Below are 16,076 nucleotides of genomic sequence, written 5' to 3'. Positions count from 1 at the left end.
ATTGACCCGGCGACACTTATTCCCGTGTTGCCCGCGGCGCTGTGCCTTGGAATTGCAAGTGCATTAACAAAACTAGTGACCGGCTACTGGGCGTGCAGACGCGCCGGCGTGGAGAAGCGCGGAGGTTGGCGCGCCGGTGCGGCACTGGTTGCACGCGGCGAGTTCTCCATCGTGATTGCCGGTTTGGGGGCGAGTATTGACGCGGCTATAAGACCGACGACCGCCGCGTACGTGCTCTTCCTCGCGCTGCTCAGCACAGTTCTTACCAGAATTATCAAGTAATCCCTCTTCAACAGAGCGCGTTAGCAGCTTTGCAGTCACTGAATGTGTCATCCGATGCGCTCGGTCAACTTCGCGTCGCGTTTTGCCTTCTCCTCTCCAGGGCTTTTAGTCGGGAGCCGGACCGTGAAGTGCTCGACCGGCTTGACGATATATTCAAAGGGCTCGTGGAAGCGTGGGAGTTGATGGAAGTGTATTCTGATCCCGGTGCGCAGAGCGGCAGAGGCCTCCTGGAGGAGTATTTTTGCAGGTGTGCGCCAATCTACCCGGACGAAGTAATCGAATAGATGGCGCGCGAGTGTATGCGCTATTCCTTGGCGTGAGACCAAAGCCGCGCTTAACGGAAAGGCCCCCTTGATTTGAAAGGGGGCCTTCAAAAAGATTGATTGACTATTCGATTCGTCGGTTCTTCTTACAAATACTTCTCCGCCAGTATCTCGGCAATCTGCACGGCGTTGAGAGCCGCGCCTTTTCTAATGTTGTCTGCAACAACCCACATGTTAAGCCCGTACTTAACCGATTCGTCCTTGCGTATGCGGCCCACAAATGTTTCATCTTTGCCTGCCGCGTAAATGGCAAGCGGATACTCATTCTTTTTCGGATCGTCTACAACCTTCACCCCGGGCGCGGATGTGAGAAGCTTCCGCGCTGCTTCAGGCGTCAGCTCTTTTTCAAACTCAATATTGACCGATTCTGAATGACCATAAAAGACCGGCACCCTGACGGTCGTGGCAGTCACCTGGATGGTCTCATCCTCCATGATCTTCTTGGTCTCGTTGACCATCTTCATCTCTTCCTTGGTGTATCCGTTTTCAAGAAAGACATCGATGTGCGGCAGGCAGTTAAAAGCTATCTGGTGGGGATAGACCTTTTTCTCGATGTCTTGATTGTTGAAGAGGGCCCGCACCTGTGTCTCCAGTTCGTATATGGCTTTCTTGCCTGTTCCAGAGACCGCCTGATAGGTCGAGACCACAATGCGTTTGATCCTTGCGGCATCGTGCAGGGGTTTGAGCGCAACGACCATCTGTATGGTTGAACAGTTGGGATTGGCGATGATTCCTTTCTTCCCGTAGTCCTTGATCGCATGCGCGTTTACTTCCGGCACAACTAGGGGAACATCCGGATCCATTCTGAATGCACTCGTGTTATCGATCACCACGCAGCCTTCTGCGGCCGCTATGGGCGCAAACTTCTGGCTTATCGAGCCGCCCGCAGAGAAAAGACCGATCTGAATGCCTTTAAACGAATCCTCTTTCAGGACATCGACCGGTACATCCTCACCCTTGTACGAAAGGCTCACACCGAGGCTTCGCTCCGAGGCAAGGAGCTTGAGGCTCCTTACCGGAAATTTCCTGTGCTGGAGCGTCTCTATCATCTCATTTCCGACAGCGCCCGTGGCGCCCACAACCGCAACATTAAACTCTTTCATGCTCTTGTCTCCAGTTTCTTTTTGAGATAATTCATCAATCCACCATCATTGATCAACTCGATCATAAACGGTGGAATTGGCTTTGCCATCACGTCTATACCAGGCCCTTTGATTCTGCCTGCTGAAAGATCAACCTCCAGTACGTCCCCGCCTTTCACTCTATCGACAATGTCAGCTTCGAGCAGTGCGAGCCCCTTGTTAAACGAATTTCTGTAAAAGATCCGTGCAAAACTTTTCGCGATCACCACCGGGATCCCGAGAGCCAGAATTGCTATGGGAGCATGCTCACGAGACGAGCCGCATCCGAAATTGGAACCACCCACTATAATATCCCCCTTGGCAACCTTTTTATGGAAGTCAGGCGAAAGAGGCTCCATGCAATGCGAACCAAGCACCTTAGGGTCCGTGTACGCAAGATAGCGCGCCGGGATGATGATGTCTGTATCAATGTTGTCTCCGAACTTCCAGACTTTGCCTTTCAAGATCATAGGACCTCCTCCGGATGGGCTATCTCTCCTTTGATCGCGCTCGCTGCGGCAACAGCAGCTCCAGCCAGATAGACTTCGCTCTCATGATGCCCCATCCTTCCGACAAAATTGCGGTTCGTGGTAGAGACAGAGCGTTCACCGCCGGCCAGCACGCCCATGTGGCCGCCCAGGCACGGACCGCACGTAGGCGGCGAGATGATGCAGCCGGCATCGAGAAATATTTCGAAGTAGCCGCGATTGAGTGCCTCCCGGTAAATCTTCGGCGTGGCAGGGATGACTATGCAGCGCACACCTTTGGCCACTTTGTGACCGCGGAGAATCTCCGCTGCTATACTCAAGTCTTCCAGCCTGCCGTTGGTGCATGAGCCGATGACCGACTGATCGATTGCAATGTTTTTCACTTCACGAACATCTTTCGCATTCGACGGCAGAAAGGGAAGCGCAACCTGAAGTCCCATCTTGCTGACATCGACCTCGTGGATTTCGCGGTACTTCGCGTCCTTGTCACTTTCATAAACCTTGTAAGGCCTTTTCGCGCGGCCCGAAACGAACTCCTCGGTCTTCTTGTCAACGTGGAATATGCCGTTTTTCCCGCCCGCCTCTATGGCCATGTTTGCAATCGTGAACCGCGAGTCCATCGAGAGCGCGGCAATCGCTTCCCCATGAAATTCCATTGCCGCATAGAGCGCGCCCTCGACGCCAATACGGCCGATGATGTAAAGGATCAGATCCTTGCCCGTTGCCCATTTCTGCCATTTCCCGTGGCAGACGAACTTTATGCTCTCCGGCACTTTGAGCCAGAGAGTACCGGTTACCATGCCGTACGTCAGATCAGTGCTTCCAACACCCGTTGCAAAAGCTCCTACGGCACCGTAAGTGCAGGTGTGGCTGTCCGCGCCGATTACCACATCGCCGGGAAGCACCAGCCCTTCTTCCGGCAGCAGCGCATGCTCGATGCCGCAGGCACCGCCCTCGTAGAAATTGGTGATGCCGTATTTGTGCGCAAACTCTCTGATGGTTTTGCAGTTCTCAGCGGAGATGATGTCTTTGGTCGGCGTAAAATGGTCAAGTACAAGAACTACTTTTTCAGGATCGAATACACCCTTTGCGCCGACCTTGTCGAACTCTTCGAGTGAGAGCGGAGCCGTGATATCGTTTGCCAATGCAATGTCCAGCTTTGCGTCAATGATTTCTCCAGGCTCCACAAACGATTTTCCTGCATGCGCTGCCAGTATCTTTTCCGTGATCGTCATTCCCATAATGTCTCCATCCTCCACTCATGCTAAAGGAATCTGTATCGCAGCGTGCGCCATTCCTCCCCTGCACTGCATCAGTAACTGAAATCCGAATTTCGAATATCTAAATCCTAAACAAACCCGAATATCAAATATCCAAACTGAAGGCTGAGGCTGATCCTTTCTTTACATTTTGGTCATTCGAAATTGTTTAGGATTTCGAAATTAGAATTTAGAATTTCTCCTCGTGCCGGTCCTGCCTCCCCGCTTGCATGTAAATCGGTGTTACAGCGTCTCCACCTTTCTTCGTTTTACGAACTCGAGCTTGTTGAGGGCGTTAACATATGCCTTGCCCGAGGCCACGACGATATCTGTGTCCACTCCTTTGCCGATCACGGAGACCCCCTTCTCCTCCAGCTTGACAAAGGCCTCTCCCTGGGCATCGGTGCCGCCGGTGATGGCGTTGATATAGAACTTGGCCACCTTGCTCTCGGTCTTGATGATGCGCCGTATCGCCTTGAACGTGGCGTCAACCGGCCCGTCCCCAAACCCTGCTTCCTGATGCACTGCGCCGTCGATCTCTACCCGAACTGTTGCAGTCGGCACCGTCATGTTGCCGCAGACAACGGTCACGTAGGAGAGCTTATACTTCTCGGGTATCTTGTAGATCTCGTCCATGATGATCATTTCAATGTCTTCGTCATAGACGTACTTCTTCACGTCGCAGAGAGCCTTGAACCGCTTGAACGCGAGATTCAACTCCTCTTCCGTCAGGACGTAACCCAGTTCAGTGATCCGGTCTCTGAAGGCATGACGTCCCGAATGCTTGCCGAGCACAATGTTGCTTTCCGGAATCCCCACAGACTGGGGTGTCATGATCTCGTAGGTGAGCTTGTCCTTGAGAAGCCCGTCCTGGTGGATGCCTGATTCGTGCGCAAAGGCATTGGCTCCCACGATCGCCTTGTTCGGCTGGCACGTGATGCCGGTAATCTTTGAGACGAGACGGCTCGCTGGATAGAGTTGTTCCGTTGCAATTCCGGTGTGACAGCCGAATGCCTCTTTGCGGGTCTTGATCGCCATCACGATCTCTTCAAGGGATGCATTGCCTGCGCGTTCGCCAAGGCCGTTGATGGTGCACTCCACCTGGCGGGCGCCCTCTTTCACTGCGGCGAGGGAATTGGCCACGGCGAGGCCCAGGTCGTTGTGGCAGTGGACGCTGACAATCACGCCCTCGATGCCCTTCACATGTTCCATAATGGTCCTTATCAGCTGACCGAATTCGAAGGGCATAATGTAGCCTACCGTATCAGGGATGTTGATCACCTTTGCGCCGGCGTTCACCGCTGCCTGCACTACCTTTATGAGGTAATCCGTATCGCTTCGAGTGGCGTCCATTGCAGAAAACTCAACATTGTCGCAATAGGAGCAGGCTCGCTTGACCGCTGCCACCGCATCTTCCAGGACCTGCTTTCTGGTCTTCTTCAGCTGATACTTGAGGTGAATGTCTGACGTGGATATGAACGTATGGATCCTGGGGTACTTTGCCGATTTTACTGCCTCCCAGGCCCTGTCTATATCAAGGCTATTGGCGCGGCAAAGGCCGGCGACCTGGCAGTTCTTGATTGTTTTGGCGATCATCGAAACAGCGTTGAAATCATCCTCTGATGCGATCGGAAACCCGGCTTCGATCACGTCCACACCCAGTTTCTCCAACTGCTTAGCTACGAGTAGTTTCTCCTGCGTGTTCATCGTAGCGCCGGGCGACTGCTCTCCGTCCCTTAAGGTCGTGTCGAAAATGAGGATCTTAGTTGACATCTTTTCCCCCTAACCGTCTTACAACAAACTCGATGAATTCCTCTTCTCTCTCCACCACAGCCTCCACCGCAAGGTAGAAGAGGTTCTCCGGAATCGGCAGCCTGTTCAGTTTCACCGCATCCTTCTCGGTGGTAACAAGCATTTCAGCATCTTTGAATGTCAAGAGTCGAGCTATGTCGGCTGCGGTATACGTGTGGTGATCAGGGAACTCTACTGTATGGACCACATCCGCACCCAACTCTTTCACCGATTCAAAGAAGGAGCGGTTATTACCGAGACCTGCAAATGCGAGCACGTTCTTCTCTTCAAGGTACGTGCAGGGACCTATGAGGTCCCGCTTCACGTTATATAGAAACGTGGGGCGATACCTCAGACGGAACGTCGGGATTCCTGACGCGTGCATCTTTGTCCCATCACTTAGTTCACCTCTGCTGACCAGAATCACCCCGGCCTTTCGTATCATGTCGAGCGGCTCCCGATAAGGGCCGAGCGGAAAAAGATCTCCCTCACGCGTGCCTGAAAAACCGCTGATAACAAGAACGTCCAGATCTTTTTTCAGGTCTCTCACCTGGTAGCCATCATCAAGCACTGCAAGGTCGATCCCGAACTTTTTCACGCCAACCTCTACGGCCTGTATCCTCTTTTTCCCAACGATCACAGGGAGCCCGGTTTTTTTTGCCAGCATCAGGGCTTCGTCCCCGACACTCGCTGCGTCATCCGCCTTGGCATCTACAGCAAACACGCCGCCTCGCTTCCTCTTGTAGCCTCTGGTGACAATGCCCGGGCTGAACCCCCGCTGTTTCAATCTTTTTGAGAGCAACTCCACCACAGGCGTTTTGCCGGTCCCTCCGACCGTAATATTTCCCACACTCACCACCGGTATATGAGCCTTCTCGACCTTCAGCATCCCTGTCCGAAAAAGAGATTCCCTTATTGCCAGACAGCCCCTGTAAATCAAGGACAGGAATCCGAGCGGAATGAAAAGGAAGGCGCGAAATAGGCCGGCCTCTCCTCTCCATATCTTGACTATGATATTGCCCATCAGTGTGGAGACGTTACTTTACTTTAAAAACGTAGGAAAGTCAACGGGATCGAGCCCATCCGTCTCGTCCAGATTCATCTTGACATCCTGCAGGTTTTCTTTTAGAAATGAGACAGGTATTTCTAAATCCAAGGGGAGGGATTATGAGAACCACGTCCGCACTTCTATCTTCCGTGTTTCTGTTTTTCTTCATAACTTCGGCAGGGGCGCAACAGACCATCACGCTGGGCATTCCCACATCGCTCAAACTGCTCGAGGGGGCCGAAGGCAATAAAGCCGCCATTCTCGCCGTAGAAGAGATCAACGCCAGGGGAGGAGTGCAGGTCGGAAAAGAAAAAAGGCTCCTCAAAGTCGAATCGCTCGACATACGCGACGGCGAACCTGGGGTGCCCACCTCGGAAGCGCTCCTCGGCATTGAAAAGCTGATCCTTGACAAGAAAATCTATGCGGCGGTGGTCGGAAACTTCAGGTCTGAGGCGCTTCTCGCTGCCATGGATATCTACTCAAAATATAAGGTCATTAATATAGGAACGATCGCGATGGCACCCGCATTCCAGCAAAAGATTCAGAGCGACAAGGAGAAGTACAAGTATTCATTCAGGAACTGTTTAGATTCACTATACCTCGCAGGCTATATGCAGAGCATGATGAAGTTCATCTCCAAGGAGTTCGGGTACAACAAGGTTTTCATCGCCACACAGGATGTGCTCTGGGCGGCAGGAACAGGTTCCATGATGGAGAAGTGGTTCAAAGAGAACAGCTGGACTGTAGTCGGTTTTGATAAGTATCCGGTAGGTGCGTCCGATTTTTCGCCCGGTCTCTTGAAAGCGAAATCAGCCGGCGTCCAGGTAATTCTGGCCATATTCGACATGCCGACAAGCGGCATTCTCGTGAAACAGTGGGAAAGCATGAAGGTCCCTGCGCTCATGGCCGGGTTCATATCGCCGCTCATGGGGTCCAAGGCGTGGAAGACGTTCGGGAGTGAGATCGATGGAGTCCTGAATGTTGTCTTCGAAATAGGTTACTTCCCGATTAAGGCCTATCCACCAACCATAAAATTCAGTGAAGCGTATGCGAAAAGATGGAAAGAAGACATCCAGTCAGGCCACGGCGCTGCTCCTGCCTACGACTCAGTCTATGTTCTTGTCGATGCAATCGAAAAGTCAGGCACGACAGATCCTGAAAAGGTTGTAAAGGCAATCCAGGAGACCGATATGGCAGGCGTGGTGGGAAAAATAAAATTCAACAGCGGACACCAGCTCATTTTCGGGGAGAATCCGAAAAATACGGCATGCGGAGCCGTAACGCAGTGGCAGAAAGGAAAAACAGCCGTTGTCTGGCCTGAATCGATAGCTGAAGCTAAGATACAGAGACCGGCCTGGATGAAATAATGCCGGTTTTTGCTTGACATAATTCTTCCAACTGCTAGCATGGAGGGTAACAACCGTCTGACTCAGGCTGCGTCTTCATACATGTAAAATTTTGAAAAAAAGGGGGGCATTATGAGAGGCGCGATAAAGCTGGTCTTTTCTTCTGTCTTGTTCTTTTGTCTCATTGGCCCAGCGTATGCTGCAGATCCAATTCTCCTGGGCATTCCGACCTCACTCAAGCTCATAGAAGGTTACGAAAGCAACAGGGCTGCGATCCTCGCCGCAGAGGAGATCAACGCTAAAGGCGGCGTCACCGTAGGAAAAGAAAAACGATTATTAAAGGTGGAATCTCTCGATATCAGGGATGGCGAACCCGGCGTCCCTGTCTCGGAAGCGCTCCTCGGTATTGAAAAACTTATCTTGGATAAGAAGATATATGCTGCCCTCGTGGGTAATTTCAGGTCGGAGGCGCTCCTGGCTGCAATGGACATTTACTCCAAATACAAGGTGATTAATATCGGCAGTATTCCAATGTCCCCCAAGTTCCAGGAAAAGGTGCTGAGCAATCCTGAGAAGTACAAATACTCGTTCAGGGTATGTCTTGAAGCCACCGGCCTCTCCAAATACATGAGCGGCTTGATGAAGTTGATTGGTAAAGAGTTTGGCTACAAGAAGGTATTCATTGCGACTCAGGATGTGCTCTGGGCAACAGCCACAGGCTCGATGATGGAAGCCTGGTACAAGGAGAACGGCTGGACTGTGCTCGGATTTGAAAAGTATCCGACCGGTGCTTCAGATTTCTCCTCGGCGCTGATGAAGGCAAGATCAGGCGGCGCAGAGCTTATTCTGGTGGTATTCGATATGCCTACGAGCGGCATTCTGGTGAAGCAGTGGGCGAGCATGAGGATTCCGGCCTTAATGGCCGGCTATAATGGCCCGCTCATGGGCTCGAAAGCATGGAGCACCTTTGGTAATGAGATTGAGGGTTCATTGAATATCATAGAAGACATCGGCCCGATTCCGGTGAAGGCGTATCCTCCTGCGACAAAGTTTTATGAGGCATACACAAAACGATGGAAGGAGAGCCCGCAGGCAGGCCACGGGGTCGGCGCCTCCTACGATGCAGTATACATGCTGGCTGCCGCCATAGAAAAAGCAGGAACACTGGATCCTGATAAAGTATCTGCTGCTCTCGCTGCGACCGACATGGCAGGAGGAGTTGTGGGCAGACTGAAGTTTGACCAGGGCCATCAGCTGTTATATGGAGAGGACCCCAAGACCGGCGGCATAGGCGTCTGGTTCCAGTGGAGAAAGGGAGAAAGGGTCATTGTATATCCTGAAGCCGTGGCTGACGGAAAAATAGAAAAACCGGTGTGGTCGAAATAGCTGCGTGATTGTTTACGGTCTTATAAACAGCGCTATCCTTGCCCTGATGGCTCTCGGGTTTAATCTGACCTTCGGAATAAGCGGGGTGGCGAACTTCTCATACGGTGCTATATATGTCGTTGCCGGTTTTCTTACCTGGAGTCTTATCGAGATAGTTCATCTGCCCTTTGCTGTGTCAGCGATAATCACCATCGTGCTGATCGGCATCGGGGGTGTCTATCTTTATAAGGCAATACTCAATCGAATACGTGGGCTAATCATATCCGAAGTCATTGCCACATTCGGAGTTGCCCTCGTACTGCTCGAACTTCTACGCACCATCGGCTTCATAGGTTTCAGATACTCCCTGCCGCCCTTCATAAAGGGATCAGTAGAAATCTTCGGTGCATATGTCGATATTCAGAGGTTGCTGATCATAGCCTTGGGGATTCTGCTTATTCTCGCCATTTATGCATTCACGCACTACACAAGAATAGGGCTGGCATTCAGGGCAATAGCCCAGGAAGAGCATACCTCACTCTCCCTTGGTATAAATCCCGAGCGCATTGCGAGTCTGAGCATGGGCATGGGATCGGCGCTCGGGGCCTTCGCCGCCATAGTTATTCTCCCGCTCGGAACAATTACCGTCGATAGCGGATACGATGTATTGATCAATGCGCTTTCCGTCTGTATTGTTGGAGGTTTGGGCAGCACCTTCGGCGTCATCATCGCGAGCTTCATCATAGGCTACGCGCAGACGCTAACCGCAATGTACCTTTCCCCCCACTGGACCATGATTGTAAGCCTTTGCGCGATACTCATCATACTTGCGGTCAAGCCTTCCGGGCTTCTCGGACATCAGAAAGAATTGGAGGAAAGGGTGTGAAGGAAAAGACAGTGCTAAGTGTTGAGTTTTGAGTGTTGAGTTGAGAGGCGTAAAAGGACAAGATGAAGAGTGAAGCACACCAGCGGAAAGAACGTATCGCAAGGGGCGTAAAGGCCCGCTCTGATGACGTCTACGCCCTCACGTCGTACAAAGAAATGTGGTATCTCCTGTTTCCGAGGGTCGTCCCTGTCATCGGCGTTGCACTGCTCGCATGTTTTCTGCCGCTCTACTGGAAGAAAGTGCTAATCACAACCTGCATCTACGCGATGCTCGCGGTCTCCTGGGATTTCCTGTCAACCTGCGGATTATTATCGCTGGGTCAGGCGCTCTTTTTTGGTATCGGTTCTTATACCGCAGGCAGCTTGAATCATTACTTCGGCATTCCCGTTTTCCTCACCATCCCGATCGCAACGGTGGTGGGGGGGCTTCTCTCCACGGTGATGCTCCTTCCGGTTATCAGGCTACGAGGCATCTATTTCGCCATGGTGACGCTCATCCTGCCGCTCATGCTTATCAGGTTGATAGAGGCGACCAAAATCCTCGGCGGCACAGAGGGATTAACCGGCTTGAGCCCTTATCCAAACATATGGGTTGAACTGACCACGATCATACTGGGGATGTGGGTCGCGCTATTCGCGTTGCGACGCCTTATTACTTCGGACTACGGGCTCATATTTGTGAGCATCAATGATAACGACAGGGCGACCATGGCTTCCGGGATCAACATCTATAAATTCAAAGCACAGGCTTTATTTGTGGGAAGCTGTATCTGCGCCTTTTGCGGCGCGTTCATGACCCATTCCTACATGTTTACCGGAATGCCCGTCTTCGCGTTGGAATTTTCCATTCTGCCGATTGCCGCGTCCGCGATTGGCGGTATCGGCACGCTTGCGGGCCCGCTCCTGGGGGCTTTTGTTCTTGTCCCGCTTTCAGAAATCTTGCGGGAGTTCGGGACATTGCGCATCGTCTTTTACGGTCTCATTCTCGTCATATGCGTGGTGGCCCTGCCAGAAGGCATTTTCCATTACTTTTCGAGGAAATATAGCGAAACGGAAAGGTGGGTGAAGCTGGAATAATGGCCATCCTTGCTGTACGGGGAGTTACGAAGAGTTTCGGGGGCGTGAAAGCCCTGGAGGACGTGAGCGTTGATGTAAGAGAAAACACGCTCCTCGGCATCATCGGCCCTAACGGCTCAGGCAAAACTACCCTTGTCAATATCATAACCGGCTTCGTGAAACCCGACCACGGAAGCGTGCTCTTTAAAGAAAAAGAATTGCTTGGAAAGTCACCGTATAAGATTGCCAACATGGGAATCGGCAGAGCCTTCCAGATGGTCAAACCCTTTTTTCACCTTCCCGCATTTAAGAACATGATCGTACCCCTATCTTCCAACAGGGTCAAGGCAGCCTCAGGTGGGGGCTACGGAGACAAAGACGCAGTGGCGCTCGACGTGTTGGAGGAGGTGGGCTTTGAAAGAGATTCGTCCGTACCCTACAAACCCGCGAGCGTTCTTCCTCATGGCTATTTGAAAAGACTTGAGCTCGCGAGACTGATGGCTTTGCGGAGTGACGTGCTCATACTGGATGAGCTCTTCTCCGGGCTATCTATTGCAGAGGTGACGAGCATCATACCTATCATAGAGAAGCTTCTTCTGGAAGGAAAGACCATTATCATGGTGGAGCACCGGCTCAAAGAGCTCTTCCGCATAGCCGACAAGGTAATCGTACTGAACTACGGAAAGAAGATAAAAGAAGGGCCTCCGAAGGAGATCCTCGAAGACGAAGAAGTGAAGAAGGCGTACCTGGGGGTGGAAGTATAAAGGCCGAGAGAAAAGACACGTTACGGGTTACGAGTTTCGGGTTCCAAATTCTTTTCTTAACGCGCAACTCGTAACCACGCCTTGGGCGTGATGTCGCGTAACAGGTGATTTGATGCTGAAGGTTGAGAATCTGATGGTCTTCTATGAGAATGCGATCGCCATAAACGACCTTTCGATAGAGATCAATGAGGGGGAGATCGTCGGCGTCATCGGCTCGAACAGTGCCGGCAAGACGACCCTCATGAATACTGTATCCGGCCTCCTTCTCGACACCAGGCTGAAGGAGCAGCGCAAAGGAGGCGAGAGAATAAACATATTTGGCAAGATCTCTTTCCTGAACCGGGATATAACCGCTGTCTGGCCTGATGAACGGGTAAAAATGGGCCTCGTGCTTTCGAGGGAGCGCCACCCCGTGTTCGTCGAGAGCGACGTGGAAGAGAATCTGAAGATCGCCTCCTATCTTCTTCCCAAAACCGAAAAGAAGGGCATGATGTCGTATGTTTATCAGATCTTCCCTGCTCTCGTCCCGTTGCGAAGGCGTAAGGCTGGATTTCTGAGCGGCGGCGAACAGCAGATGCTCGCTATCGGCATGTCGCTGATGGCCAAACCGAAACTCATGCTGCTCGACGAGCCGCTTCTCGGTCTGGCTCCGGCAATACAGGTCAAGCTCATCGATTCGATCGTGGCAATCCGAAAAGAAGCGAACGTAACCATTCTGATTTGCGAGCAGTTCGCACGGCCGGTGCTCCCAATCATCAACCGGGGGTATGTTCTTGAAAACGGCATGCTCACACTGCATGGCACTGGTGAGGAACTCTACAACAATCCTGAGATAAAGGCTGCATATTTTGGAGTGTAGTTTTCAATGAATGTGTATCAATCCTTTATTGAAGTCGTAAACCGGTACAGAGGAATGCCCTCGATTATTTATCTCGGCGAGGTACTCACCTACGGCGACGTCCTGGCAGGAGTGGAGTGTCTCTCGACCGGGCTGCGATCGCTCGGTCTCAAAGAGCGCGACAAAATAATTATTTACATGCCCAACACGCCCCAGTGGATTATAAGCTGGCTCTCCATCCAGAAGATAGGAGCGACGGCAGTGCCCATTGCGCCAATCTACACCTCCAGAGATCTCCGCTATATCGCGACAGATTCAGGAGCCCGCACGGTCATGTGCGCGGATACAAATTTCGGGTACGCAAAAGAACTAAGGGAAGAAGGCACATTGGACCACATCATAGTGAGCGGCATGGCTGATCTTCTGCCTCGTTACAAGCGCCTCATCGGAAAGGCTTTTGATCGGGTTCCGGAAGGCAGAATAGAGAAAGGACCAGGCATCACGAGACTCACCGATCTGATGAAAAAAAGAGAAACAGCGGACGGTGTAACCATTGACGAAAAAGAGCCGCTTGAGATGCTCTACACCGGAGGGACTACCAAGAGCCCCAAGGGTGTACCCATCAACCACGCGCTCTTTCTCGACTCTGTTATTGCGCAACTCGAAATAAGCTATCCTCTCATTCCGCCGTCGCAGAATGTAATCCTCCAGGGAGGGCCCCTTTTCCACATTCTCGGCCAGGTCTTCGGCGTGGGGCCTTTTTGCGTGACCGGCGATTGCGTCATCATTATGCCGAAAGTCAATATCGACGCTCTCCTTTACTCCATCGAACGTTATAAGGCAAAGACGTTCTTCGGTGTTCCCGCGCTCTACCGGATGATTCTGGAGAACGACCGTGTAGATTTCTACGATCTCTCCTCTCTGGCCTACTGCTTCAGCGGAGGGGACGTGCTGCCCCAGGAAACGGCGCGACGGTGGAAAGAGAAATTCGGAAAGGAGATTTACGAAGGGTACGGGGCGACGGAGACGTGCGGTGGCGTTACCATGCCGCCGGTTGAGGAAATACGACCCCCTGGCACCATAGGAAAGGTCTTGCGGACAAAGAAGGTGCGCATCATTGACGAGAACACACTGGAAGAGGTGCGGCCGGGAGAAGCAGGGGAACTGATCGTCTCCTCACCCCACATGGTAGGCGCCTACTGGAACAAGGAAGAGGAGACGCAAGAGGCTTTTCTCGATATAGACGGCGACCGGTGGTACAGGACCGGCGATGTTGTCCGAAAAGATGAGAATGATTTTTTCTATTTTGTGGACAGGACGGCCGATACCATCAAGCACAAGGGGTATCGTGTTTCATCATCTGAGATAGAGGCAGCGCTGCAGGAACACCCGGCTGTTCTCTCCGCCTGTGCCGTGGGCGTACCGGATGACAAGGTGGGGGAGCGCATCAAAGCTTTCGTGGTGCTGAAGGAAGATGTGAAAGGCGTTACCGGCTACGAGCTGATCCACTGGTGCAGGGAGCACCTCGCGTCCTACAAGGTGCCCAACTACATAGAGTTCCGCGACATGCTGCCCAAATCGAAAGTAGGGAAACTTCTTCGCCGAGAACTGCGCCAGGAGGAACGCAAGCGCTTCGAGGAGTGATGGGCGGCAACGTCAAACGTCCGTCTGCATTCTGACCTCTGTCTTAGCCGGGTACCCACGACCGACCAATATTTTCATTCGTGGGTGGCACGCTCCAACGTACCCCGAGGTACGCCTCCGCTCCTCGTCACTTGAGCTTCGCGCACCTGAAGCGTTTTACTTGCCGCCCAGGAGCCATGCTGGCCTGTCTTTTGCGTCTGACTTCGTTGCCCTCCAGCCTGTTATGCATCGAAATTTAGTCTGATATGAACATTCCCCGCGAAGCATCCCCACCACGGCTATACCTTTGTAATTAAGTAGTGTTTTTTGAAATAAGCCGTGCTTCCCCGTAGGGGCCGGGAAATCCGGCGGCGCCTCTATCAAAGCGAATACTCCGCATTATAGATGGGATAATCGCGGTAGTGCATCGGGGCAGTCTGCACGCTGGTGAAAGTCTTGATTTTTTTCTTGTCTCTCTTATGGATGGGCAGTAAGATGCATCAGAGCTCGTACGTAAATAGAATAACAAAGGAGGAGCAATGGGCAAGGTTAAATCGATGGTAACGGCTCTGATGGTAATTATCCCCTTAGCGGTATTCCTATTTGTTCCCGGCGCTGCGGCTGCCCCAAAAACAGTGTACATCGGCGGCAGCATGGCTTTGACCGGCGCTTACGCCGAGAATGTTGCAGCGGTTCTGGCTGCCTTTGAAGATTATGCGAAATACGTCAATGAGACGAAACGCATGGCTCCATGGCGAAGCGAGAAGTTTCCGGCTGATCTGACGCTTGAGGTGCTGTGGCGTGACGATGAGTTGAAGCCGGCTAAGGCCTTGAGCATTTACGAGGAGCTGAAAGCGAAAGGGATCTTGGTGTTTGCTGTGTCAGGATCCCCGCAGGCGCTGGCGCTGAAAGAAAGGCTGAATGCCGACCGCGTGGGTGCCGTAAGTTTCACCGCCGGCCCCTTTCTGCTGAAACCCCCGCAAACGATCTTCACCCATTATCCGCTCTACACCGACAGCCTGGCCTCCATTGCAGATTGGTTCAAAGAGAATTGGAAGGAAAAACGCAAACCAAAAGTCGCCTACCTTACCGCTGACAACGCCATGGGCAAATCGATGGAGATACCCGAGATGGAGAATTATCTCAAGAAAACGGGGTATGAGTTCGCAGGTGTCCAGTATGTTCCTCTGGTGCCCAGCACAGCGCCGACCACCCAGCTGATGTGGCTGAAGCAGAACAATGTGGATCTGGCCCTCGGTATTATGGTTAACCCCGGTGCCCAGCCGACCATAAAGGAAGCGGTCAGGCTCGGAATGGGACCGCACTTGAGTTACAAGATAGCGTTTGGTTTTGGCGGGGCATGCCCCTCTGCGATGTTCGAAAGGGATATGGGAACACTCGGTGATGGCGTCTTCAATATAGAGTTTGCTCTTCTATCAATGTCTTCCTGGAAACGTTACTTTGCTTTGTATGAAAAGATCTACCATTGCAAATGGAATTCGTTATCTTGCGCATAGCGGTCCAAAAGAATCACGCCGTTCCTTTGCGGGTCAGGACCATACCCGTACGACTGGAGAAAAGGCAATACATTAACAAGACACTTTGTTGACAGACGATGACGAGGCGGTAGTTGGCATGACCCGCATGATGCTTGGCAGACTATCGATAGACAAGGAGAACCAATGGAGTTCAGCTCTCTTTATCGAGTACTCCTCTGATCGTTTGCGCTATCTCTTTCTTGATCAGGGGTTTCATGGTAAAGGCCCTTATGCCGGCTGCCTTTGCGGAGTGGGCATCCACGACGTGACTGAAGCCCGTGCACATGATGATAGGCATATCAGGCCTCAGGGCAAGGATCTCCTTTGCAAGCTCCAACCCCGTGAGCCC

Annotated in this window: 16 protein-coding genes; 10 read left to right on the top strand and 6 right to left on the bottom strand. The window is 52.2% G+C overall.

The genetic code is table 11. The features are described 5' to 3' along the window. The coding region (locus VMT71_11045; protein ID HVN24498.1) for a cation:proton antiporter at positions 1 to 282 on the top strand (282 nt) is incomplete at its 5' end. 29 nt (positions 283 to 311) lie between these two features. Then, entirely contained in the window at positions 312 to 566 is a 255-nt protein-coding gene (locus VMT71_11040) for a hypothetical protein (GenBank protein HVN24497.1), read from the top strand. Positions 567 to 691: 125 nt separating this feature from the next. Here the strand turns inward: VMT71_11040 and VMT71_11035 are convergent, their stop codons facing one another. The 5 genes from VMT71_11035 to lpxK all read right to left on the bottom strand — a co-directional run bounded on the left by VMT71_11035 (position 692) and on the right by lpxK (position 6,288). After that, a complete protein-coding gene (locus tag VMT71_11035; protein HVN24496.1) occupies positions 692 to 1,708 on the bottom strand; it encodes an aspartate-semialdehyde dehydrogenase in 1,017 nt (338 codons plus the stop codon). After that, positions 1,705 to 2,196, bottom strand: a complete 492-nt coding sequence (locus VMT71_11030; protein HVN24495.1) for a 3-isopropylmalate dehydratase small subunit — start codon at positions 2,194 to 2,196, stop codon at positions 1,705 to 1,707. The genes VMT71_11035 and VMT71_11030 overlap by 4 nt, the downstream gene beginning before the upstream one ends. After that, complete coding sequence (leuC, locus tag VMT71_11025) at positions 2,193 to 3,455, bottom strand: 3-isopropylmalate dehydratase large subunit (GenBank protein HVN24494.1); 1,263 nt, start codon at positions 3,453 to 3,455, stop codon at positions 2,193 to 2,195. The genes VMT71_11030 and leuC overlap by 4 nt, the downstream gene beginning before the upstream one ends. Before the next feature lie 261 nt (positions 3,456 to 3,716). Then, entirely contained in the window at positions 3,717 to 5,246 is a 1,530-nt protein-coding gene (locus VMT71_11020; protein ID HVN24493.1) for a 2-isopropylmalate synthase, read from the bottom strand. Continuing rightward, positions 5,236 to 6,288, bottom strand: a complete 1,053-nt coding sequence (gene lpxK, locus VMT71_11015) for a tetraacyldisaccharide 4'-kinase (GenBank protein HVN24492.1) — start codon at positions 6,286 to 6,288, stop codon at positions 5,236 to 5,238. The genes VMT71_11020 and lpxK overlap by 11 nt, the downstream gene beginning before the upstream one ends. A gap of 143 nt (positions 6,289 to 6,431) precedes the next feature. Here lpxK and VMT71_11010 point away from each other — a divergent pair, with 143 nt between their 5' ends. From VMT71_11010 to VMT71_10975, 8 genes are all read left to right on the top strand, one after another. Continuing rightward, a complete protein-coding gene (locus VMT71_11010; GenBank protein HVN24491.1) occupies positions 6,432 to 7,679 on the top strand; it encodes an ABC transporter substrate-binding protein in 1,248 nt (415 codons plus the stop codon). A 111-nt stretch (positions 7,680 to 7,790) separates the two neighbouring features. Continuing rightward, positions 7,791 to 9,044, top strand: coding sequence for an ABC transporter substrate-binding protein (locus VMT71_11005; GenBank protein ID HVN24490.1), 1,254 nt, complete (start codon positions 7,791 to 7,793; stop codon positions 9,042 to 9,044). 4 nt (positions 9,045 to 9,048) lie between these two features. Then, positions 9,049 to 9,909, top strand: a complete 861-nt coding sequence (locus VMT71_11000; protein ID HVN24489.1) for a branched-chain amino acid ABC transporter permease — start codon at positions 9,049 to 9,051, stop codon at positions 9,907 to 9,909. 62 nt (positions 9,910 to 9,971) lie between these two features. Continuing rightward, positions 9,972 to 10,985: a branched-chain amino acid ABC transporter permease gene (locus tag VMT71_10995; protein HVN24488.1), complete on the top strand. Its 1,014-nt coding sequence runs from the start codon at positions 9,972 to 9,974 to the stop codon at positions 10,983 to 10,985. After that, complete coding sequence (locus VMT71_10990; GenBank protein ID HVN24487.1) at positions 10,985 to 11,728, top strand: ABC transporter ATP-binding protein; 744 nt, start codon at positions 10,985 to 10,987, stop codon at positions 11,726 to 11,728. The genes VMT71_10995 and VMT71_10990 overlap by 1 nt, the downstream gene beginning before the upstream one ends. Positions 11,729 to 11,840: 112 nt before the next feature. Beyond that, positions 11,841 to 12,587, top strand: coding sequence for an ABC transporter ATP-binding protein (locus tag VMT71_10985; protein ID HVN24486.1), 747 nt, complete (start codon positions 11,841 to 11,843; stop codon positions 12,585 to 12,587). 6 nt (positions 12,588 to 12,593) lie between these two features. Then, entirely contained in the window at positions 12,594 to 14,210 is a 1,617-nt protein-coding gene (locus VMT71_10980; GenBank protein HVN24485.1) for a class I adenylate-forming enzyme family protein, read from the top strand. Between the two features lie 518 nt (positions 14,211 to 14,728). After that, entirely contained in the window at positions 14,729 to 15,706 is a 978-nt protein-coding gene (locus tag VMT71_10975; protein HVN24484.1) for an ABC transporter substrate-binding protein, read from the top strand. Between the two features lie 172 nt (positions 15,707 to 15,878). Here the strand turns inward: VMT71_10975 and VMT71_10970 are convergent. Next, positions 15,879 to 16,076, bottom strand: a 198-nt coding sequence (locus tag VMT71_10970; GenBank protein HVN24483.1) for a response regulator, incomplete at its 5' end; no start/stop codon positions are given.

The sequence above is a fragment of the Syntrophorhabdales bacterium genome (genome assembly GCA_035541455.1).
GTDB lineage: Bacteria > Desulfobacterota > Syntrophorhabdia > Syntrophorhabdales > WCHB1-27 > JADGQN01.
The sequence above is the reverse complement of the archived record's forward strand: the minus strand, read 5'-3'. Positions and strand labels throughout refer to the sequence as shown.